Genomic DNA, 21,513 nt, shown 5'->3' with positions numbered 1-21,513 from the left:
CACCGAAGGAACACAGGAGGTAACGATGACACGCAGCGATATCGCGGAACTGCGCTACGCCGTCAACCAGCTCCGGCAATCCATCGGCGCACTGCGCTCCCACTATGGCGACGCGAAGACGGTGCGACGGCTGGAGAACGACCTCGAACGGCTCGTCATCGACGCCGACGAGTTCGAGCAGGCGCCGCCGCCCGAGGTGACCAGCCGACCGCAGGAGACCATCTACGTCCCGGACAGCAAGTCCGACGAGGCGGCCTGGATGGGCGCGCAGGACGAAGGCCTAGGTTTCCACTCCCGGCCGCGCACGAAATAGCAAACACCCAGCGGTGCTCGTCCGCTGATGCGGGCGAGCACCGTTTCGGTTCACCCTCGGGTGACCCGAAACCGATGCCATTCCCGGCTGCGCGCGACCACCGACCGAACCCGCGCGATGCGGGCGCCTCGTGAAACAGCCTCGCAGGCGGACAGCACGCGATGCGGCGACGACGACCTCCGGCTCACCCCTGGCGCGGCGCACTTCGGCGCGATGGGCGGTCAGGGTGAGCCGTCCGAAAACCGGGACAGCGAATCCCGCGCACGCTGGGGCGGCAATCTCGTTCTCCTGGAAAGGAGTTCGAAAGGTTTGCCGTACCGTCCGAGCGGAGACGCGCGCGAGGCCGCTGTGTGGCGCAAATCACGGGCTGCCACGCGGGTCTGTATTGCCAGGACCGCGCTCGAGCAATAGCTGACGTGTCGTATGGTGCTGAGCATCACATTGGATCGCGGTCGGTATCGATCACCGCCCGCAGACAGATCAGCGAGGCATCCACCTGTGAGTGCCGCACCGACCGCCACCCCGGAGCAGGGGACCGGCGTTTTCAGCAAGACCAGGGCCCGAATCGCCGAGCGCACGCTACGCACCGACCGCTGGTGGGTGCCGCCGCTGTTCACCGTGCTCGGCCTAGCCGCCTTCGTCCTATACGCGGGCATCAGATCGTATGTGCGAACGGCATATTGGGTGCCGGACTACCACTACCTGACGCCGTTCTACTCGCCGTGCCTGAGCACCTCGTGCGTCCCGGGCTCCAGCCACTTCGGTGAACCCTTCGGCGAGCTGCCGATGTGGTTGCCACTGGGCTTCGTCGTGCTGCCCTTCCTGCTCGGCTTCCGTCTGACCTGCTACTACTACCGCAAGGCCTACTACCGCGCGGTGTGGTTCTCCCCGCCCGCCTGCGCCGTGGCCGAACCGCACGGCAAGTACACCGGCGAGACCCGGCTGCCGCTGATCATCCAGAACGCGCACCGCTACTTCTTCTATGTGGCGGTGGTGGTTTCGGTGATCAACACCTACGACGCGGTGATCGCCTTCCACGGCAAGGACGGCGGATTCGGCTTCGGTCTCGGCAACATCGTCCTGCTCGGCAACGTGATCCTGCTGTGGGCCTACACGTTGTCGTGCCACTCGTGCAGGCACATCGCGGGCGGCAGATTGAAGCACTTCTCGGCCCACCCGGTGCGGTACTGGTTCTGGACCCAGGTGTCCAAGCTGAACACCCGTCACATGGCGCTGGCGTGGACAACGCTCGGCACCCTCGTGCTGACCGACTTCTACGTGATGTTGGTGGCCAGCAACACCATTTCGGACCTGCGGTTCATCAACTGACCGCTCGACTCAGGAGTACACGCGGCAATGCCAGAAGTGGAACGGCACAAGTACGACGTCGTCGTTATCGGTGCCGGTGGCGCCGGACTGCGCGCGGTGATCGAGGCCCGCGAACACGGGCTCTCCGTCGCGGTGGTGTGCAAGTCCCTGTTCGGTAAGGCGCACACCGTCATGGCCGAGGGCGGCTGCGCCGCCTCGATGGGCAACGCCAACGAAAAGGACAGTTGGCAAACCCATTTCAAGGACACCATGCGCGGAGGCAAATTCCTCAACAACTGGCGCATGGCGGAACTGCACGCCCAGGAGGCGCCGGACCGGGTCTGGGAACTGGAGACCTACGGCGCACTGTTCGACCGGACCGCCGACGGCCGGATCAGCCAGCGCAACTTCGGCGGCCACACCTACCCCCGGCTCGCGCACGTCGGCGACCGCACCGGGCTCGAGATCATCCGCACCATGCAGCAGAAGATCGTCTCGCTGCAGCAGGAGGATCACGCGGAGACCGGCGACTACGAGTCGCGGATCAAGGTGTTCGCCGAGTGCACCATCACCGAGTTGCTCAAGGACGGCGACCGGATCTCCGGCGCGTTCGGCTACTGGCGCGAATCGGGCAAGTTCGTGCTCTTCGAATCGCCCGCGGTGGTACTGGCGACCGGCGGCATCGGCAAGTCGTACAAGGTCACCTCGAACTCCTGGGAGTACACCGGCGACGGTCACGCGCTCGCGCTGCGGGCCGGGGCGACGCTGATCAACATGGAGTTCCTGCAATTCCACCCGACCGGCATGGTGTGGCCGCCCAGTGTGAAGGGCATTCTGGTCACCGAGGGCGTGCGCGGCGACGGCGGCGTGCTGAAGAACACCGACGGCAAGCGGTTCATGTTCGACTACATCCCCTCGGTGTTCAAGGGTCAATACGCCGAGAGCGAGGCCGAGGCCGATCAGTGGCTGAAGGACAACGACTCGGCCCGCCGCACACCGGATCTGCTCCCGCGCGACGAGGTGGCGCGCGCCATCAACTCGGAGGTCAAGGAGGGCCGCGGCACCCCGCACGGCGGCGTCTACCTCGACATCGCCTCGCGCCTGCCCGCCGACGAGATCCGGCGCCGCCTGCCCTCGATGTACCACCAGTTCAAGGAGCTGGCCGACGTCGACATCACCAAGGAGCCGATGGAAGTCGGGCCGACCTGTCACTACGTGATGGGCGGTATCGAGGTCGACCCGGACACGGGCGCGGCGAAGGTGCCCGGATTGTTCGCGGCGGGTGAATGTTCCGGCGGCATGCACGGCTCGAACCGGCTCGGCGGCAACTCGCTGTCGGACCTGCTGGTCTTCGGTCGCCGGGCGGGGTTGGGCGCGGCGATGTACGTGGAACAGCTGACCGAACAGCCCACGGTGTCCGACGCCGACATCGCCGCGGCGGCGAAAGCCGCTGTCGCGCCGTTCGATCCGCCGGCCGAGGGCGCGGGGGAGAACCCCTACACCCTGCACACCGATCTGCAACAGGCGATGAACGACCTGGTCGGCATCATTCGCAAGGAGCACGAGCTGGAGGAGGCCATCGAACGGCTCGGCGCGCTGCGGGAACGCTTCGCGCACGTCACCGTGGAGGGGCACCGGCAGTTCAATCCCGGCTGGCACCTCGCCATCGACCTGCGCAACATGCTGCTGGTCAGCGAGTGCGTGGCGCAGGCGGCGCTGCTGCGCACCGAGAGCCGCGGCGGGCACACCCGCGACGACTTCCCGTCGATGGACCCGGCCTGGCGCAACAAGCTGCTGGTCTGCGCGATCGAACCGGACGACGCGGCCGAAGCCGTGCCGCGGGTGCGGGTGACGCCGGAAGACCAGGTGCCGATGCGCGACGACCTGCTCGCGCTGTTCGACCTCGCCGAACTCGAAAAATATTACAACTCCGCCGACCTCGCCGAACACCCGGACGGTTTGGTTTCGGCCACAGAAGGTGAGGCGTAGCAATGGGTTACGACGCCGAATTCCGCGTGTGGCGCGGCGATCAGGACGGTGGCGCGCTCGAGGACTTCACCGTCGAGGTGAACGAGGGCGAGGTGGTGCTCGACATCATCCACCGGCTACAGGCCACCCAGGCGCCCGATCTAGCGGTGCGGTGGAACTGCAAGGCGGGTAAGTGCGGTTCCTGCTCCGCGGAGGTCAACGGGCGTCCCCGCCTGCTCTGTATGACCCGCATGTCCACCTTCGAGCCGGACGAGCTGATCACCGTGACGCCGATGCGCACTTTCCCGGTGATCCGCGATCTGGTGACGGACGTGTCGTTCAACTACGAGAAGGCCAGGGAGATCCCGTCGTTCACTCCGGCCCCGGACCTCAAGCCCGGGGATTACCGGATGAGTCAGGTCGATGTGGAGCGCTCGCAGGAGTTCCGCAAGTGCATCGAGTGCTTCCTGTGTCAGAACACCTGTCACGTGGTGCGCGACCACGAGGAGAACAAAGAGGCCTTCGCCGGTCCGCGCTTCCTGATGCGTATCGCCGAGCTCGAGATGCATCCGCTGGACGTGGGCGATCGGCGCGAATTGGCCCAGCAGGACCAGGGTCTCGGCCTGTGCAACATCACCAAGTGCTGCACCGAGGTGTGCCCGGAGCACATCAAGATCACCGACAACGCGCTGATTCCGCTCAAGGAACGGGTCGTCGACAAGCGATACGATCCGCTGGTCTGGTTGGGGAACAAGCTCTTTCGACGCTGACCCGCCGATGTCAACCGGCCGGGTTCACACCCGGCCGGTCGGCGCACCCGTTCACAGCATCGCGACGACGCCGATGGCGACCAGCCACACCAGCACGCCGACGAACAAGGCCGACAGCAATGAGCTGGTGAGTACATACACGCCCACCGATGACACCGCGAAAAGCAGCGCGACGATCAGCCATTCCACCCAATCGCCCGGCCGCAACTTCTTGTACCGAGGTGGGGGGTTCTTCAACCCGCGGTCCACGAAATATGGGCTACCCGTTCGCAGCCCAGGTAAACGTGATTCGTTGTCGAATCTGCTCCGTTTCGTGATCTTCGCGCAGAGATGATCACGGCGCCGGATACGCCACGGCCCGGCCGGGCGGGATCGCACGCCGCCGGGCCGGTCCGTCGAACCTCACGGTAGCTCGAACTCCCCGTCGTTCACGCCGGCGGTGAAGGCCGCCCATTCCCCCGGGGTGAAGACGAGCACGTGACCGGCGGGGTCCTTGGCGCTGCGCAGCGCGACATACCCCGCAGGGAGCAGTGCCACCTGCACGCCCTCGGATCCCGCGCCGTTCGCGCCGCGCCACTGGGCAGCGGCCAGATCCACCGCCGCGCCGAGTTTGTCGTTCACGGCTTCGCCAGAGGTGTTCACGGGCGAGTGAATTCGCCGTCCGCGACCCCCGCGGAGAAGGCGTCCCACTCGCTGGGCGTGAAGATCAAGGCCGGGCCCTCCGGGTTCTTGCTGTCGCGGACGCCGACCTGCCCGCCGGGCAGGAAAGCCACTTCCACGCAGTCCCTGCTGCCGGAACGGGTGCTCTTGATCCAAGTCGCCCCGACGAGTTCCGTCCTCATGCCGCACACTCCTTCGCTAACTGCCGAAGCAGATGTCTACTGGGTTGGATGTCCAGCGCAGAGCGCTGGAGGCACTCGTGTGCCAGGTGGTAACGCTCAACATCGGCCGGTCTTTCGAGATAGAGGTCTCCGGTGAAACCCTCTACGTACACCACCGGAGGCTCTACCTGATGTCCCTTGCTGTCGGTGCCGAACCCTAGAACGGTGAACGGACCCGTGGAATCGCCGAGCGGGACGCCGGCCGCGAACGGCAGGATACGCAGGGAGACATTGGGTCTGGTGCTGAAATCGGCAAGATGTCGTAGCTGCGCCGCCATCACTTTCGAGCCACCCACCGCGCGGTGCAATACCGACTCGTGCAACACCACGTCCACGATGGCGGGCGAGACCCTTCGGGTGACTAAGGCTTGCCGCTGTGTGCGCAGCTGGACGCGCCGTTCGATCTCGTCCTCGGTGTCGTCGGGGTAGCAGAGCCGGTTGAGCGCCCTGGTGTAGTCGGAGGTCTGCAGCAGCCCGAGCACGAGTTCGGACTGGTAGGAGCGGAGCTCGCGGGCCGAGGCCTCCAAACCGACATAGACGTCGAAGTTTTCGGGGATCAGGTCGCCGAAGGCGTGCCACCAGCTCTTGACCGCCGCCTGCTGCGCCAGGCCCTTGAGCCCGTCGCACAGCTCGTCGGGGATGCCGTAGATGCGGCACAGCTCCTGGATGTCGATGGTGCGGATGCGGTCGGCCTGGCCCTTCTCCAACCGTTGTAAAGTGCTGGCGCCCCACTCCATCAGGCGGGCGGCCTCGGCGATGGTGAGCCCGGCCTGGGTACGCCAGTCCCTGAGGTATCGGCCCAATTGCCGGCGCGGTAGGGTGGACGAGCCGTTGTCGGAGGCCGCGGGCGTGCGGTGCGTCTCCGCGGCCGCGTGCTCCGAATTCGCTGCTGTTCTCGCCGAACTCGCTGACACAGTACGCTCCGTTCTGTGCTCGGTCTCCTCACCCGAGTCGGTCAGGGGCGCACCCACAAGCTCGGTTCCCCGTGACTTCGCTTGGGCAATAAGGGCAATGGGGCTTCGTGTGGCTCTGCTGTGGCGTTGTCGAACGTCGATCGCGGACTTCCTCGTCCACTATGGAGAATCCTGCCCTCCCGGCTGGATTTCGTGCTGGGAATTCGCGCGAAATCTTTGGATATCCACGAAGGACACCGTGTCGTGGCCGCCTCGATGGTGTGCTGGAAGTGTGCTCGGATCGAGCGCGGCACCGTAAACCGCACGCAGGAACGAGGAGTCATGGCCGTACAAGTCATAGGGTCGTCGTTGATGACCAGCGATCTGACACCGCATCGAGCGCGCAGCGTAGGGCAGGAAGGCTGGGTGGTCTCCTATTTGCCCGGGCGCACCCTCACTTGCGCGCAAGCGGTTGCGGCGCTGCGGGTTGCCGAGGTGGTGCCAAGCCTCCTCGACACCGTCGGCGAGCTGGCCGACGAGGTGGGGCTCACCGCGCTCGAGGCGGTCGGCATGGCGGTGCGCCTCGCTCCGTGGGACGAACGGCCCGCACCACGGCGCTCCCGACTATTCGGCTCCGACCGCGAGCGGGTTGGGGTCGCCTGATGCAACTGACGAATCTGAACATGCACGTCGCCGGTCTGCTGGTCTGCGGTCGCGACCCCGGCGTGATGACCGACGAACAGGCGCACGCGGCAATGCAATTGCACATCGACTGCACCGTCGACCAGTGCCTGGTGCGCCGCCGGGCCCGTACCACCCTGGTCGAATCGGGCAAATGCGTCTTGGACGAGCGGGCACTGCAATTGTGAACTCGACCGAATGTCACCTTCACCGCTTGAAACCGCCCCGACCGACCGAAGGTGACCTTCAGTGCCAGGTGTGATCGGTGAGCGGGGTGCGCGGGCCGAATTTCGGCTTGTGCGCTTGGCCGCTGATCTCCAGCAGCCGGATGGCCCGGTAGCGGTGCGGGCGAAGGGGTTCGAGGTACTCGACCATCGCCTCGTCGTCGATCGGGCGTCCGAGCAGAGTCCAGCCGACCACGGCGGCCAAGTGGTAGTCGCCGACCGAGAGCGCGTCGGCGTCGCCGTAGGCGCGTTGGGCGGTCTCGGCGGCCGTCCACACGCCGATGCCCGGCACCGAGCACAGCCGCCGCGCCGCCTCGGCCGGATCCTGATCGGCGGTGCGCTCCAGCGATTCCGCGAGCCGCGCCGCGCGCACGATGGTCTGCGCGCGTTGCGGTCCGACGTTCGCGCGGTGGTAGGTCCAGGACGGGATGCGCCGCCAGGTCTCGGCATCCGGGGGTAGGCGCAGCCCGTCCGGCGCGGGGCCCGGTGCGAGCTCGCCGAACTCGCGCACCAATTTTCGCCAGGAGGCGCGCGCCGAGATGGTGTGCACCTTCTGCTCGAGCACGGCGGGCACCAGCGATTCCAGGACCAGGCCGGTACGCAGCATGCGCAGGCCGGGGAAGCGGCGGTGCGCCTCGGCCAGCTTGGGGTGCTCGGGAGCGAAGCCGGACAGGTCCTCGTCCAGGCACAGCATGTGATCCAGCCGGTCGAGGAATTCGGCCGCGCCCGCACCCCAGGCCTGCGCCCGCACCGAACACCGATCGATTTGGACGAGCCGATAGGTCACCGGACCGCTCGGCATCCGGGAAGCTCGCCAGTGCGCGCCGTCGGCGGTGACCCGATGGCAGGGGTCGCCGGTGCCGCGGCGCAGCGGCGCGAGGGTGTGCGCCAGATCGATCGGCCGGTCGGACGTCACCGTTCGAGCCAGGCCGGACCGCGCGGCCGTTGCCATCTGTTCGCGCACGGATCCATTCTCCGCGCCTCCGGTGCGGCGGGCGCACCCGGCCCGGTCGAAACTGTGGCAACCAGGATGGATGCGCCAATCACCTTGTCGTCGAACATATTTCCGTCGCGTGCGCGCCGCACGAAGATTTGATCGAACGATCGAGCTCGGATATAACCTCTCATAACTTTCATCGTTGTAATTCGCACCGCGAAACAATCTGCACGCCAATCGGTTTGCGACGTTCACGGTGCCGGGAGGGTACGGAAATCATGCGTCTGACCACCAAAAAATTCGGCCGTAAGGCTCTCGTCGCCGCATTGCCGCTGGCTGTCGCGGTGACCTTCGCGGGCGCGGGAGCGGCTTCTGCCGACGCCTCGAGCATCGCCCCGCAGTCGTCCGCAGCCGTGCAGGTGGTCGAGGCTTCGCAGACTCTGGACACGATCCAGCGGGTGATCCCGGTCGCCGCGCAGCCCGCGGCCGCGGATATCGCACAGCCGGTCACCCCGGAGGTGGCTCAGCCGGTGGCGGCCGCGGTTCCGCAGGACATCGCCACCAACCCCAATGCGGCCAACCACGATCCGCTGGCCAATGGCGCGGCAGCGGGCGGAATCGCCGGGGCCGTGTTCGGAGCCGTGGTCTGCGGCGCCACCATCATCGGGATTCCCTTCATTCCACTGTGCGCGCTCGGTTCCGGTTTCCAGGGCGCCGTGATCGGTTTGATCGTCGGCGCGATCGCCCCGGACGTCATTCCGCAGGTCCTGCCGTGATCCCTCGGGGATGAACGATTCCGGTTTCGGACGCACGCCACGGTGCCCTGGACCGCGTGTTCCGTAGCCTTGATCACTCGCCCATGAGGAATTGCGCCAGGTGCATTCCTGGGCGTCCTGTCAGCTGGGCGCTCTGGCAGCGACAGGAGAAACCGTCGGCGAGGAATATCGCGTCGTCGGGCGCCTCGCGCAGCGCGGGAAGCAAGCCGTTGGCGGCCACTGCGACCGAAATGTCGTAGTGGCCTTTCTGCATGCCGAAATTGCCCGCGAGGCCGCAGCATCCGGTGATCTCCGTCACCTGCGCTCCCGTGCTGGTCAGAATTCGGCGATCGGCGGTGAAGCCGAGCACCGAATGTTGGTGGCAATGCGGCTGGACGGCCACTCGGCTGTTCGTCCGTCGCGGCGGATGCCAGTCCGGGTGGTCGAGCAGGAACTCCGCGAGCGTGCGGACGGCCGCCGCGGTGGGAGCGGCGCGCGGGTCGTCGGCGAGGAGTTCGGGGAGGTCGGCGCGCAGGACCGCGGTGCACGAGGGTTCCAGGCCGACGACGATGCCGCCCGCGCGGACGTGCTCGTCCAGCTCGGTGAGGGTGGCGCGGAGTTTTGCTCGCGCGCCGTCGAGTTGACCGGTGCTGATCCAGGTCAGGCCACAGCACACTCGTCGCCGGGGGATGCGCACGCGGTGGCCGAGCGATTCGATCAAGGTGACGGCGGCTTGGGCGATGCCGGGGTCGAAGGCGTCGGTGAAGGTGTCGATCCAGAGGAGAACGTCGGCTGGGGCACCGGCTGATGTGGTGCTCAGAGGGTTGAGTGTGGGGGGCGGCGGATCGGGCGATAGCAGCGCTCGGGCGCGTTCGGTGCGGCGGAAGGGACGGTCGGCGAGGCGGGGGATTTCGCGGCGCGGGTCGATGCCCGCCGCGCGCAGGCCGATTCGGCGCAACCAGTCGATACCGGCGATCGCGTTGGCGGCGCGCGGGATTCGGCTGGCGGGGCGGAGCCAGCGGGGGAGCCAGCCGAGGGCGTAGTGGTCGAGTGGGCGCGGTCTGCGGCGGTAGCGGCGGTACATGGCCTCGGCCTTGTAGGTCGCCATGTCGACGCCCGCGGGGCAGTCGGAGCGGCACGCCTTGCAGGAAAGGCACAGGTCGAGCGACTCGGCGACGGCGGGCGCGGACCAGGGCAGCTCGCCGCGCACCACCTCTTGCAGGACGCGGGCGCGGCCGCGGGTGCTGTCCTTCTCGTCGGCGGTGGCCAGGTACGAGGGGCACATGAAACCGCCCGCCGCCGAGCTGTCGGCGCGGCACTTCCCGACACCGACGCACCGATGTACCGCGGTGCCGATGTCGCCGTCGTCGTGCGGGAAGGCGAAGCCGCCCGCGCCGGGCAGCAGCGGCAGGCCGGCGACGCGCAGGTCGGCGTCGACGGGGCGTGGCTCGACGAGCACGCCGGGGTTGAGCACGTCGTCAGGGTCGAACAGCGCCTTGTATCCGGCGAAGGCCGCGAGCGCGTCGGGGGAGTACATCACCGAGAGCAGTTCGGAGCGGGCCCGCCCGTCGCCGTGCTCGCCGGACAGCGAACCGCCGTATCGCACCACGAGTTCGGCGGCATCGAACACGAAGGCGCGGAAGCGTTGCGGCGCTTCGGTGATCGGCAGGTCGAGGCGCACGTGGATGCAGCCGTCGCCGAGGTGGCCGTAGAGCAGGCCGTCCACTCCGTGCTGCGCGGTGAGTTCGGCGAAATCGCGCAGGTACGCGCCGAGGTGCTCGGGCGGAACGGCGGAATCCTCCCAGCCGGGCCAGGCAGGCTTGCCGTCGGTGGTGCGTCCGGCGAGGCCCGCGCCGTCCGCGCGGATGCGCCAGAGCGCCGCGACCGCCGCGGTGTCGGTGACGATGCGGGCGTCCAGCGCGTGCGTGGTCCGGCACAGCCGCTCGGCCACCGCGAGCGCCTCCGCCGCGCTCGCGCCCGTGGTCTCCACGAACAGCCAACCGTCGCCGCGCGGCAGCTCGGGCACCGTGCCGCGGTGCGTGCGAACGACGTCGACCAGGCGGGCGTCGATGCCCTCGACCGCGATCGGCGCGCACGTCATGACAGCGGCGACATCGTCGGCCGCGGTCGCGATGTCCGGGTAGCCGAGCACCGTGAGCACGGTGGCGCGCGGCAATTCGACCAGTCCGACCTCCGCGTCGAGCAGCAACCCGCAGGTGCCCTCGCTACCGACGAACGACTTGGCGAGGGCCGAACCGCGTTCCGGCAGCAGGTGCTCCAGTCCGTAGCCGGACGCCTGCCGTTCGAAGCGGCCGAGCTCGGTGCGCAGTACCGCGAGGTTGGACCTGGTGAACTCGGGCAGGCCCGGCACCGCGGCGAGATCGTCCGCGAGGACGCGCTCGGTTCCGGTTCCGTCCAGAACGCGCAGCTCGCGGACGGTGTCGGAGGTACGGCCCCACGCGACGGCGCGCGGACCGCAGGCGTTGTTGCCGATCATGCCGCCGAGGGTGCAGCGGTTCTGTGTGGAGGGATCGGGGCCGAGCCGCAATCCGTGCGGCCGGGCCGCCGTCTGCAATGCCGACAGCACCACGCCCGGCTGCACCCGCGCGGTCCGACGGTCCGGATCGATGTGCACGATGCGGTTCATGTGCCTGCTGAAGTCGAGCACGAGGCCGGAGCCGATCGCGTTGCCCGCCACCGAGGTTCCCGCACCGCGAGCGGTGACCGGCAGGCCGTGTTCGCGGGCGAAGTTCAGGGTTTCGGCGACGTCGGAGTCGGTGCGGGGGAAGACGACGGCGGTCGGCGGCACACGATAGTTCGACGCGTCGGAGGAGTACTCCGCGCGCCGCCGCGGTGACGCGTCGACCTCACCGTCGACCCGTCCGCGCAGAGCCGCCAGCATCCGCTCCTCGGTCACGATGTCAGCCTAGGGCGTACCTCCGCCTTCGGTCCGGCCGTGCGCGGGCTTTCGACGGACACGTCCGGCAGCGGTCTTCGGGCGTCCAACGGCTATGCGCGGACTGAGATCGGGACTTCGCGCGGCAGCCCTCGGCGGGGACCATCGACCGCTGTCGGACGGTGATCAGTCGACCCGACGCGAGGCGGTTGCCACGGAGCGGGCTTGGCCGAGGAGTCGGGCCAGACGCCGAGCGAGCATCGGGCGCATGGCAGCCGGTCGATCTTCGAAGCGGGAACCCCGCCGCTGATCGGCCACTTTGTTCGCTCGCGGCGGAATCCACGGGCGCCACGGAACGACTTGCCCTCAACCTTTGTTGAGGTCCTAGTGTCGGTGACCAGGAGTTGGATGGCGGGGGTCGAGAGGGAGCGATCGTGAGTATCGAATCGGTGGCGTGGAGCCAGATGTATCGGCGGATGAACGCGCCCGACGAACAGCGCCCGTTCAGTCTCGCCACCGCGAAGCGCATCCTGCGGTTCGCCGCGCCGCATCGGCGGCGGATCGCGGTGTTCCTGGTGTTCAGCGTGGTCTCGGCGCTGCTCGCGGTGGCGACGCCGGTGCTGGCGGGCCGCGTGGTGAACGACATCGTCGGCGGGGCCGCGCCGCGCATGGTGGTGACCGTAGCGGCGATCATCGGCGTGCTCGCCGTGTTGGACGCGGCGCTCGGGCTAGGCATCCGCTGGCTCTCCTCGCGGATCGGCGAGGGTCTGATCCTCGACCTGCGCCGCGCGGTGTTCGACCACGTGCAGCGGATGCCGATCGCCTTCTTCACCCGCACCAGGACCGGCGCGCTGGTGAGCAGGCTGAACAACGACGTGATCGGCGCGCAGCGGGCCTTCAGCGACACCCTGTCCGGCGTCGTCGCGAACCTGGTCACGCTGGCGCTCACGCTCGCCGTGATGCTCAGCATCTCTTGGCGGATCACGCTGCTCGCGCTGGTGCTGCTTCCGGTGTTCGTTGTTCCGGCGCGGCGGATGGGCAACCGGCTGGCCGGGTTGCAGCGCGAGGCCGCGCGGCTGAACGCGGCCATGAGCACGCAGATGACCGAGCGGTTCTCCGCGCCGGGCGCCACGCTGGTGAAATTGTTCGGCCGCCCCGAGCAGGAGTCCGACGAGTTCGCGCTGCGGGCGCGGCGAGTGCGCGACATCGGCGTGCGCACCGCGATGTTGCAGACGGTGTTCGTCACCTCTTTGACGCTGGTCTCGGCCCTGGCGGTCGCCCTGGTCTACGGACTCGGCGGCTGGTACGCGCTGCGCGGGCAGTTGGACGCGGGCGCGGTGGTGGCGCTCTCGCTGCTGCTGACCAGGCTGTACACGCCGCTGACCGCGCTGGCCAGTGCGCGGATGGAGATCATGGCCGCGCTGGTGAGTTTCGAGCGGGTCTTCGAGGTGCTCGACCTGCGCCCGCTGATCGAGGACGCGCCCGACGCGATCGCGGTGCCGGAGGGTCCGGTCGCGGTGGAGTTGGACGACGTCACCTTCGCGTACCCGTCGGCGGACAAGGTGTCGCTGGCCTCGCTGGAGGAGGTCGCGACGCTGGACACCAGGGGTGGGGTCGACGTGCTGCACAATGTGTCGCTGCGCGCCGAGCCCGGTCAGCTGGTGGCGCTGGTCGGCTCCTCCGGAGCGGGGAAATCCACCATCGCCCAATTGGTTTCGCGCCTGTACGACGTGGACGGCGGCGCGGTCCGGCTCAACGGCGCCGACGTGCGGCAGATCGGCGCGCACTCGCTACGCGAGACGGTCGGCCTCGTCACCCAGGACGGGCACCTGTTCCACGACACGATCCGCGCCAACCTGCTGCTGGCCCGACCGGAGGCGACCGAGCCCGAGCTGTGGGACGCGCTGCGCCGGGCCCGCCTGCACGATCTGATCGCCGGACTACCGGACGGCCTGGACACCGTGGTCGGCGAGCGCGGTTACCGCCTCTCCGGCGGCGAGCGCCAGCGCCTGACCATCGCCCGATTGCTGCTGAAGCAACCGCGCGTCGTCATTTTGGACGAGGCGACCGCCTCGCTCGACTCGACCTCCGAAGCGGCTGTGCAAGAAGCCCTTTCGGAAGCGCTGGAGGGTCGCACTGCCCTGGTGATCGCCCACCGCCTCTCCACGATCCGCGCCGCCGACCAGATCCTGGTCCTGGAAGACGGCCGTGTCGTCGAGCGCGGCACCCACACCCAACTACTGGCCGCCGAAGGCCGCTACGCCGAGCTCTACCGCACCCAGTTCGCCGACGAGCCGGTCACCGTCGCAGCCTGACCCACACCCGAAGGCCGCGCCGAACCAACCGGCGCGGGGAGACCTCGGCGCGGCCGGTCGGCTCAGAATTCGCCTGCGACGCCGAGGACGGTTCGGCCGGAGTGGTTTCCGCTCTTGATGCTGCGCAGGACGGATTCCACTTCGGTGATCGGGGCGTAGTTCTCGAGGGTCGAGAGGTGTTGGGGGCGTAGGTCTTTGCCGAGACGGGACCACAGTCCGCGGCGCTTCTCGATCGGGAGGTTGACCGAGTCGATGCCGAGCAGGGCGACGCCGCGCAGGATGAACGGCATGACGGTGGTGGGGAGGTCGTGGCCGCCGGTGAGGCCACTGGCCGCGACCGCGCCGCCGTAGCCGATGCAACTGAGCACGTAGGCCAGCGACTTGCCGCCGACGCTGTCGACCGCGCCCGCCCACTGCGCCTTGGACAGCGGGCGCAGCTTCGCCTCGGGATCCTCGGGCAGGCGGCCGATCACCTCGTTGGCGCCGAGTTCGGAGAGCAGATCGCCCGCGTCCTTCTTGCCGGTGGAGGCGATGACCTCGAAGCCGAGGCCGGACAGGATGTCCACGGCCACGCTGCCGACGCCGCCGGTCGCGCCGGTCACCAGGATCGCGCCGTCGTCGGGGGTGAGACCGCGGTCGAGCAAGGCCTGCACGCTCAGTGCCGCGGTGAAACCGGCGGTGCCGAGGGCGGCGGCGTCGCGGGTGCTCAACCTGTCCAGCTTCACCACCCACTCGTCGGGCACCCTGGCGTATTCGGCGAAGCCACCGTTGCGCGAGACGCCGATCTCGTAGCCGTGCGCGACGACCTGGTCGCCCGGCGCGAAATCGTCGGATTCGGAGGAGACGACCTCGCCGGTGATGTCGATGCCGGGCACGATCGGGTAGTTGCGGACCACACCGCCGCCCGGCGTGATGGCGAGTCCGTCCTTGAAGTTGGCGCTCGAGTAATGCACCTTGATCGTCACGGTGCCCTGGCCGAGGAATTCCTCGTCGACCTGCTGCCGCGTCAACACGATCCCGCTGTCCGATTCGTGTGCCACCATCGCCCAGAACTCCATGCGGACGAGCATACGAGGATCGGGCGGCGCTCGAGGGGGCTCCGCGAGGGCCGCCCGTTGACCCGCGCGGCGTTCCTCCTCCCGGGCGACACGGAGGCTCCGGGACCGGCCCGCTACCGGTGCTGGCTGAGCGCGACTACTCCTCGGGCACGAACTCCAGCCGCACGCCGAGCAGACGGACGGGGCGGTCCAGGTCGAAGCGGTCGATGATGCGCAGCGCGGTCTCGGTGATGGTCGCGATGTCGGCGGTCGGCTTCGGGAGTTTGGCCTGTTTGCTGCTGGTGTAGAAGGTCTTGGTCCGCACGGTGACCGCGACCCGGATGCTGATCCGGCCCACCTCGGCCATCTCCTCGGCGACCTCGGTCGCGATGCGCGCCACCTGCGCGCGGATCTCGGCGGGATCGGTGAGATCGTGCGGGAAGGTCTCGGACTTGCTGCGGCCCACCGGGATTCGCGGCTCGGTGGTCACTTCGGTGTCGCCCTTGCCGTGGCCGAGCACCCACAGGTAGGGGCCGGTGGTCGGGCCGAACGCCTCGGCGAGGCGGTGGCGGTCGGCCGCCATCAGGTCGGCGACGGTGTGGATGCCGAGGTCGGCGAGGCGGGCGGCGATGCGGCTGCCGATGCCCCACAGCGCATCGGTGGGACGGTGCGCCATGACCTCGGTCCAGTTGGCGGCGGTCAACCGGAACATGCCCGCGGCGGCGCCCACGCCTGGCGCGTCCGAGGACTTGCCCGCGGACTTGGCGAAGCCGGTGGCGAGCTTGGCGGTGAGCTTGTTGTCGCCGATGCCGATGGAGCAGGTCAGGTCCAGTTCGGCGATGGCGCCGCGGATTTCGCGGGCGAGCAGTTCGGGATCGTCGGTGTCGGCCGCAAGGAACGCCTCGTCCCAGCCCCACACTTCGACCTGGCCGGGGAACGTGCGCAACAGCGCCATGATCTCCTCGGAAGCCTCCTCGTAGGCGGCCATGTCGAGCGGCAGGAAGACGCCGTCCGGACATTTGCGCAGTGCGCTGCGCAGCGCCATGCCCGCGCGCACACCGTAGGCACGAGCGGGATACGACGCGCAGGTCACGACCTTGCGCGGCTCGTTCGGGTCGCCGTGGCCGCCGACGATGACCGGCTTGCCGCGCAGTTCCGGGTGGCGGCGGAACTCCACCGCCGCCTGGAACTGGTCGAGATCGACGTGCAACAGCCATCTGGCCACCTCTCCGTCATACCGCACGGGTATGACGGAAGCAGGTGGACGTGTTGCGCTGACCGGAGAACAGAACTAAATTCTGGTTATGAAGATCCGAGATCGGTTGCTGCTGGCGGCCGAGCGCCAGTTCGCCGAGCACGGAGCGCTGGACGCGACGCTCGCGCAGATCCGCGAGGCGGCCGGAGCGAGCGTCGGCGCGCTCTACCACCACTTCCCGGACAAGGCGGATCTGTATCGGCAGGTGTGGGCGCACGCGCTGACCGACTATCAGCAGCACTTCTGGGTGGTGGTCGGCCAGAGCACCGACGCGCGCGAGGGCATCACGGCGGGCGTGCGGGAGCATCTGCGCTGGGTGACCGAAAACCAACACCGCGCAAAGGTTCTCACTTCGGCGCGGCCGCCCGGCGTGCGCGAGAGCGAAACCAACCGCACCTTCATGACCGACATCGCGCGCTGGTACCGCACCCACGCGTCCTACGGCGCGTTGCGCGCACTGGATCTGGATCTCGTCTACGCACTATGGCTCGGCCCCGCGCAGGAGTATTCGCGGCAGTGGCTGGGCGGCGACATCCGCATCGCGCCGACGCAGGTCGGCGCGGAACTCGCCGAGGCGGCCTGGCTCGCCCTCGACGCCGGATCGACATCGAAAAGAACGGAGCGGCAATGACCGTCGGCACCACAGCACTCGACCTCGACCTGGCCAAACAGGTCCTGACCGCGCAACCCTTCGCGAATCTGGTCGGCTCCGAACTCACCCGATTCGGCGACGGCGCCGCGACTCTCGTCATCCCGATCCGCCAGGAACTCGGCCAGCAGTTCGGCTTCGTCCACGGCGGCGTCCTCGCCTACGCGGCCGACAACGCCCTCACTTTCGCCGCCGGAACCGTACTCGGCGCGAACGTGCTGACCGGCGGGTTCACCATCACCTATCTGCGCCCCGCCGCGGGGGTGCGATTGCGGGCGGAGGCTTCGGTCACGGCGTCCACGCGACGCCAGGCCGTGGTGAGCTGCGAGATCTACGCGGAATCCGAAGACGGGGAACCGGTGCTGTGCGCTGTCGCGCAGGGAACCACCCGCAGCGTCGAAAGGGAACTCGGCGACGCTTGACCGGGTTCACATGGACGGTGGCGCATAGGGTTCACACGCCTCACATAGGCGGTGCCTATGTGAGGCGTGTACAGCATGTGTGGCACTAGTCAGGGGTGATGAAAGTTCCGCATTCGGAAGGGCCGGGCGCGGTTTCCCGTGCCCGGCCCAAACCGGACTCACGCGGTGGCAGCGAACGCAGGACGGTTCAACGACTCCTCCACCACCGGCTCGATCGCGTGACCCAAAATCTCACCCACGTCCGCCACCGGCCGAACATCCAGCGCCGCAAGCACTTCAGCGGGCACCTCGTCCAGATCCGGCTCGTTACGGGCCGGAATGAACACGGTCTTCAACCCGGCTCGCTGCGCGGCGAGCAGCTTCTGCTTCACGCCGCCGATCGGCAGGACCCGCCCGTTCAGCGTGACCTCACCGGTCATGCCGACATCCGAGCGCACCTGGCGGCCGAGTGCCAGCGACACCAGGGCGGTGACCATGGTGACGCCCGCGGACGGACCGTCCTTGGGCACCGCGCCCGCCGGGAAGTGGATGTGGATGTTGCGGTCGAGCACCGACGGTTCGATGCCGATCTCCTCCAGGTGCGAGCGCACGTAGGTCAGCGCGATCTGCGCCGATTCCTTCATGACGTCGCCCAGCTGGCCGGTCAGGGTCAGTGAGCGCTCGCCCTCGGCCGCGTTGGCCTCGATGTAGAGGACGTCGCCGCCCGCGCCGGTCACGGCAAGGCCGGTCGCCACACCGGGGACCGCGGTCCGCTCCACCGAATCCGGGGTGAAGCGGGGACGGCCGAGGTAATCCTTCAGATCGCCGAGACCGATGGTGAGTCGGCCGGAAGAGATCGTCGCCGGCAGGTCGTAGCCGAGCTCGGGGTCGTAGCCCAAGCCGATGTCGGACACCGTTGCGCCGGAGCCGGCTTCGTCCTCCGAGAGCCGAGTCGCCGCTTTACGCAACGCCTTCGCGATCAGGCGCTCCATCTGCCGCACGCCCGCTTCCCTGGTGTAGTTCGCCGCGATCTCGCGCAGCGCCTCCTCGGTGATCGAAACCTCCTCGGCGGTCAGCGCGTTGCGCTCGAGCTGGCGCGGGATCAGGAAGTCGCGGGCGATCGCGACCTTGTCGGCCTCGGTGTAGCCGTCGACCGTGATCAGCTCCATGCGGTCCAGCAGCGGACCGGGGATGGTCTCCATGACGTTGGCCGTCGCGATGAACAGCACGTCGGACAGGTCGAGATCCAGATCCAGGTAGTGGTCGCGGAAGGTGTGGTTCTGCGCCGGATCGAGCACCTCGAGCAGGGCCGCCGCCGGGTCGCCGCGGAAATCGGAGCCGACCTTGTCGATCTCGTCGAGCAGCACGACCGGGTTCATCGAACCCGCCTCCTTCATGGCGCGCACGATCCGGCCGGGCAGGGCGCCGACGTAGGTGCGGCGGTGACCGCGGATCTCGGCCTCGTCGCGCACGCCGCCCAAAGCGACGCGAACGAACTTGCGCCCCAACGCCCGAGCGACGGACTCGCCCAGCGAGGTCTTGCCGACACCGGGCGGACCGACCAGCACCAGCACCGCGCCGGAACCGCGTCCGCCGACGACCTCCAGCCCGCGCTGCGCGCGCCGGGCCCGGACCGCGAGGTACTCGACCATGCGGTCCTTGACCTCGTCCAAGCCGTGGTGATCGGCGTCCAGCACCGCCCGGGCGGCGGAGACGTCGGTGGAGTCGGTGGTCTTCTCGTTCCACGGCAACTCCAGCACGGTGTCCAGCCAGGTCCGGATCCAGCCGGTTTCCGGGCTCTGGTCGCTGGACCGCTCCAGCCTGCCGACCTCGCGCAGCGCCGCCTCGCGAACGGACTCGGGCAGGTCGGCCTGCTCCACGCGGGTGCGGTAGTCCTCGGCACCATCCGGCTCGTCCTCGCCGAGTTCCTTGCGAATGGCGTTGAGCTGCTGACGAAGCAGGAACTCGCGCTGGCTCTTCTCCACGTTCTCGCGGACCTCGTCACTGATCTTCTCGGTGACCTCGGCCTCGGCGATGTGCGCCTTGGTCCACTCGATGAGGGTGGTCAGGCGCTTGGCGACCTCGGGAGTCTCGAGCAGTTCGCGCTTCTGCTCCGGGGTCAGATACGGCGCGTAGCCCGCGGTGTCGGCGATCGCCGACGGGTCGGTCAGCTGGTTGACCGCGTCGATGATCTGCCAGGCCTCGCGGCGCTGCAACACCGAGACGACAAGCTTCTTGTATTCGGCGGCCAGCTCCTTGGTCCGGCCGTCCGGCGCCGGATTCTCGACCGGCTCGGCCTCGACCCACAGCGCGGCGCCCGGCCCGGTGACACCGTGGCCGATCTTGGCTCGCCGCTCCGCCTTCAGGACCGCCGCGGGCGCTCCACCGCGCATCCGGCCGACCTGTTCGATGGTCGCGACGACGCCGTAGGACGCATAACCCTCGGTCAGTCGCGGCGCGAGCAGCACCGCCTCGGTCTTGGCGGCACGCGCGGCGTCGATCGCGGCCTGCGCCGATTCGTCCAGTTCGATGGGCACGACCATGCCCGGCAGCACGATCGGATCGGTCAGGAACAGCACCGGCAGATTCTGAGGTGTAGTCACGTGTTCGACCCTTCCAAAAGTTGAGCGATGCCTACTCAACCCCACCCGTTCCGTCTTTGTTCCGCCCTTCCTGGACGTTCGCTCAGAGCGAAGGAAGGGCCGTCTGTGACAGTTCCCGCTGCCGCGTTGACACCCTCGCAATCGCAATGAGAATGTGGGGGCCACTACAGCTCGCGGCACTAAGGGGATCCCAGGATGACCACTCTCGCCTCCGGGGTGTTCATCGACTGGGAAGAGCTCACCGGCCAGACGAAGTTCGTCGTCGACCTGGTCACTTTCCCGATTTTCAGCGCGCTCGCGGGCTGGCTGACCAACTGGACCGGCGTGCTGATGCTCTTCTGGCCGGTACAGTTCCGCGGCGTCCGCGTGCCGGGCCTGCATGTGCTGTACCCGTACCTGCCGCGGCGGGTGCAGGTGCTGCCGACCTTCTCCGGCGACGGGCGCCGACTCGGCTTCCAAGGCTTCATTCCGGCGCGCGCGGAGAAGATGGCGAGCATCTGCGTCGACAAGGCGCTGATGCGGATCGGCAGTCCCAGGGATTTCATCCACGAACTCGACCTGGACGGCATCGCCGACTACATCGCCGAGCTGGCGCGCAAGCAGGTGCAGCCGCTGGTCGACGAGGTGATGTACCGGGAGAACCCGGACCTGTGGCGCTCGGTGCCACGGCAGATGCGACAGGTCATCTACCAGCGGGTGGACCGGCAGCTGCCGAAGCTGTGCCGGCGGGCCTTCGATTCGCTCGGCGACAACATCGATCAGCTCATCGACATCAAGAGCTTCGTCATCCGCTACCTGCGCGAGAACCCGTACATCCTCAAAGATCTCACCACCACCATCGCGGCCCCCGAGCTGAAGTTCATGGTGCGCATCGGTTTCCTCGGCGCGCCGTTCGGCCTGCTGATGGCGCTGTATCTGCGCGTGCACGACCGCATTCCGGTGCTCGGTTGGGTACCCGCCTGGGTGATCGTGCTGCTCAGCGCGGCGGCGATCGGCGTCGTCGTGAACGTCATCGCGGTGAAGATGGTCTTCGAGCCGGGCGATCCGCAGCCGAGGTACAAGTACCTGTGGCGCCAGGCCCTGCTGGCCAAGCGCCAGCCGCAGGCCGCGACCGACCTCGCGCGCATCCTGGCCTACCAGGTGCTCACCCTGCCGAACCTGGCCTCGGAACTGCTCGACGGACCGAACGGCGACAAGACCCGCCAGCTCGTCGAGCGGCTGATCTCGGAGGAGATTCACCGTCAGCTCGGGCCGACGCACTCGATGGTGCGCGCCGCGTTCGGCAAGCGGCAGTTCGACAATCTGAAGGTCGGCGCGGCGGGTGCCGCGGTGGCCTTGGCGCCGAGCATGATCGAGGACGAGGAGTTCGCGCGCGAGCAGGCGAAGAAGATCGACGAGTTCGCCGCGCGCAAGTTGCAGCAGCTGAGCCCGGGCGAGTTCATGGAGATGTTCTACGCCTCGGTGGAGCAGGACGCCTGGCTGCTGTACCTGCACGGCGCGGTGCTCGGGCTGGCCGTCGGCGCGGCCCACCTGGTGCTTTTCGGCTGGTAGGTCGCGCCGGAAATACAAGCACGCGTGCTTGCATTTTTTCCGCACCGCTGCGATGCTTGGTCATACCAAGGCACAC

20 protein-coding genes are annotated in these 21,513 nt (G+C 68.3%); 11 read left to right on the top strand and 9 right to left on the bottom strand.

Going from position 1 to position 21,513, the window contains the following annotated elements; translation table 11 throughout:
* Positions 1-25: 25 nt before the first annotated feature.
* The 4 genes from ABZV58_RS02215 (at position 26) to ABZV58_RS02200 (ending at position 4,359) form a co-directional block, all read left to right on the top strand.
* Positions 26-313 (top strand): hypothetical protein, encoded by a 288-nt coding sequence (locus tag ABZV58_RS02215; protein ID WP_354998350.1) that lies wholly within the window; start codon positions 26-28, stop codon positions 311-313.
* Between the two features lie 498 nt (positions 314-811).
* The gene (locus ABZV58_RS02210) at positions 812-1,642 is read left to right on the top strand and encodes a hypothetical protein (protein ID WP_354998349.1); all 831 of its coding nucleotides are present in this window, start codon (positions 812-814) and stop codon (positions 1,640-1,642) included.
* Between the two features lie 27 nt (positions 1,643-1,669).
* Positions 1,670-3,610, top strand: coding sequence for a fumarate reductase/succinate dehydrogenase flavoprotein subunit (locus tag ABZV58_RS02205; RefSeq protein WP_354998348.1), 1,941 nt, complete (start codon positions 1,670-1,672; stop codon positions 3,608-3,610).
* A gap of 2 nt (positions 3,611-3,612) precedes the next feature.
* Positions 3,613-4,359, top strand: coding sequence for a succinate dehydrogenase/fumarate reductase iron-sulfur subunit (locus ABZV58_RS02200; protein ID WP_354998347.1), 747 nt, complete (start codon positions 3,613-3,615; stop codon positions 4,357-4,359).
* A gap of 51 nt (positions 4,360-4,410) precedes the next feature.
* Here the strand turns inward: ABZV58_RS02200 and ABZV58_RS02195 are convergent, their stop codons facing one another.
* The 4 genes from ABZV58_RS02195 to ABZV58_RS02180 form a co-directional block, all read right to left on the bottom strand.
* Positions 4,411-4,608 carry a hypothetical protein gene (locus tag ABZV58_RS02195; RefSeq protein WP_067792544.1) on the bottom strand — a complete coding sequence of 66 codons (198 nt, stop codon included), beginning with the start codon at positions 4,606-4,608 and terminating at the stop codon, positions 4,411-4,413.
* Positions 4,609-4,761: 153 nt separating this feature from the next.
* Positions 4,762-4,980 (bottom strand): DUF397 domain-containing protein, encoded by a 219-nt coding sequence (locus ABZV58_RS02190; RefSeq protein WP_354998346.1) that lies wholly within the window; start codon positions 4,978-4,980, stop codon positions 4,762-4,764.
* Between the two features lie 17 nt (positions 4,981-4,997).
* On the bottom strand, positions 4,998-5,201 hold the full coding sequence (locus ABZV58_RS02185) for a DUF397 domain-containing protein (RefSeq protein WP_354998345.1): 204 nt from the start codon (positions 5,199-5,201) through the stop codon (positions 4,998-5,000).
* Positions 5,198-6,043, bottom strand: a complete 846-nt coding sequence (locus ABZV58_RS02180; RefSeq protein WP_354999002.1) for a helix-turn-helix transcriptional regulator — start codon at positions 6,041-6,043, stop codon at positions 5,198-5,200. Before ABZV58_RS02180 ends, ABZV58_RS02185 begins: the two co-directional genes overlap by 4 nt.
* A 237-nt stretch (positions 6,044-6,280) precedes the next feature.
* Here ABZV58_RS02180 and ABZV58_RS02175 point away from each other — a divergent pair, with 237 nt between their 5' ends.
* Both ABZV58_RS02175 and ABZV58_RS02170 read left to right on the top strand, forming a co-directional pair.
* The gene (locus tag ABZV58_RS02175) at positions 6,281-6,796 is read left to right on the top strand and encodes a hypothetical protein (RefSeq protein ID WP_354998344.1); all 516 of its coding nucleotides are present in this window, start codon (positions 6,281-6,283) and stop codon (positions 6,794-6,796) included.
* The gene (locus ABZV58_RS02170; RefSeq protein ID WP_067792538.1) at positions 6,796-7,002 is read left to right on the top strand and encodes a hypothetical protein; all 207 of its coding nucleotides are present in this window, start codon (positions 6,796-6,798) and stop codon (positions 7,000-7,002) included. The genes ABZV58_RS02175 and ABZV58_RS02170 overlap by 1 nt, the downstream gene beginning before the upstream one ends.
* 58 nt (positions 7,003-7,060) lie before the next feature.
* Here ABZV58_RS02170 and ABZV58_RS02165 read toward each other — a convergent pair whose 3' ends face one another.
* On the bottom strand, positions 7,061-7,990 hold the full coding sequence (locus ABZV58_RS02165) for a DNA-3-methyladenine glycosylase 2 family protein (protein WP_354999001.1): 930 nt from the start codon (positions 7,988-7,990) through the stop codon (positions 7,061-7,063).
* A 140-nt stretch (positions 7,991-8,130) separates the two neighbouring features.
* On the opposite strand from ABZV58_RS02165, the gene ABZV58_RS02160 reads away from it, so the two are divergent.
* Positions 8,131-8,751, top strand: coding sequence for a hypothetical protein (locus ABZV58_RS02160; protein WP_354998343.1), 621 nt, complete (start codon positions 8,131-8,133; stop codon positions 8,749-8,751).
* 73 nt (positions 8,752-8,824) lie between these two features.
* On the opposite strand, the gene ABZV58_RS02155 is transcribed toward ABZV58_RS02160, so the two are convergent.
* Positions 8,825-11,632, bottom strand: a complete 2,808-nt coding sequence (locus ABZV58_RS02155; RefSeq protein WP_354999000.1) for an FAD-binding and (Fe-S)-binding domain-containing protein — start codon at positions 11,630-11,632, stop codon at positions 8,825-8,827.
* A gap of 428 nt (positions 11,633-12,060) precedes the next feature.
* Here ABZV58_RS02155 and ABZV58_RS02150 point away from each other — a divergent pair, with 428 nt between their 5' ends.
* On the top strand, positions 12,061-13,941 hold the full coding sequence (locus ABZV58_RS02150; protein WP_354998342.1) for an ABC transporter ATP-binding protein: 1,881 nt from the start codon (positions 12,061-12,063) through the stop codon (positions 13,939-13,941).
* A 62-nt stretch (positions 13,942-14,003) separates the two neighbouring features.
* Here ABZV58_RS02150 and ABZV58_RS02145 read toward each other — a convergent pair whose 3' ends face one another.
* Both ABZV58_RS02145 and ABZV58_RS02140 read right to left on the bottom strand, forming a co-directional pair.
* Positions 14,004-14,999 (bottom strand): oxidoreductase, encoded by a 996-nt coding sequence (locus tag ABZV58_RS02145; RefSeq protein ID WP_354998341.1) that lies wholly within the window; start codon positions 14,997-14,999, stop codon positions 14,004-14,006.
* Between the two features lie 136 nt (positions 15,000-15,135).
* Positions 15,136-16,203 carry a DNA polymerase IV gene (locus tag ABZV58_RS02140; protein WP_354998340.1) on the bottom strand — a complete coding sequence of 356 codons (1,068 nt, stop codon included), beginning with the start codon at positions 16,201-16,203 and terminating at the stop codon, positions 15,136-15,138.
* Between the two features lie 79 nt (positions 16,204-16,282).
* Here ABZV58_RS02140 and ABZV58_RS02135 point away from each other — a divergent pair, with 79 nt between their 5' ends.
* Positions 16,283-16,864, top strand: coding sequence for a helix-turn-helix domain-containing protein (locus ABZV58_RS02135; RefSeq protein ID WP_354998339.1), 582 nt, complete (start codon positions 16,283-16,285; stop codon positions 16,862-16,864).
* Positions 16,861-17,304, top strand: a complete 444-nt coding sequence (locus ABZV58_RS02130) for a PaaI family thioesterase (RefSeq protein WP_354998338.1) — start codon at positions 16,861-16,863, stop codon at positions 17,302-17,304. Before ABZV58_RS02135 ends, ABZV58_RS02130 begins: the two co-directional genes overlap by 4 nt.
* Before the next feature lie 158 nt (positions 17,305-17,462).
* Here ABZV58_RS02130 and lon read toward each other — a convergent pair whose 3' ends face one another.
* A complete protein-coding gene (gene lon / locus ABZV58_RS02125) occupies positions 17,463-19,886 on the bottom strand; it encodes an endopeptidase La (protein ID WP_354998337.1) in 2,424 nt (807 codons plus the stop codon).
* Between the two features lie 195 nt (positions 19,887-20,081).
* Between lon and ABZV58_RS02120 the strand changes: the two genes are divergently transcribed.
* A complete protein-coding gene (locus tag ABZV58_RS02120) occupies positions 20,082-21,437 on the top strand; it encodes a hypothetical protein (protein WP_354998336.1) in 1,356 nt (451 codons plus the stop codon).
* The last annotated feature ends 76 nt before the right edge of the window (positions 21,438-21,513 follow it).

This window comes from Nocardia sp. NPDC004654 (assembly GCF_040609595.1).
GTDB lineage: Bacteria > Actinomycetota > Actinomycetes > Mycobacteriales > Mycobacteriaceae > Nocardia.
Note: the sequence above shows the minus strand (reverse complement) of the source record. Positions and strands in the feature narration are given on the sequence as shown.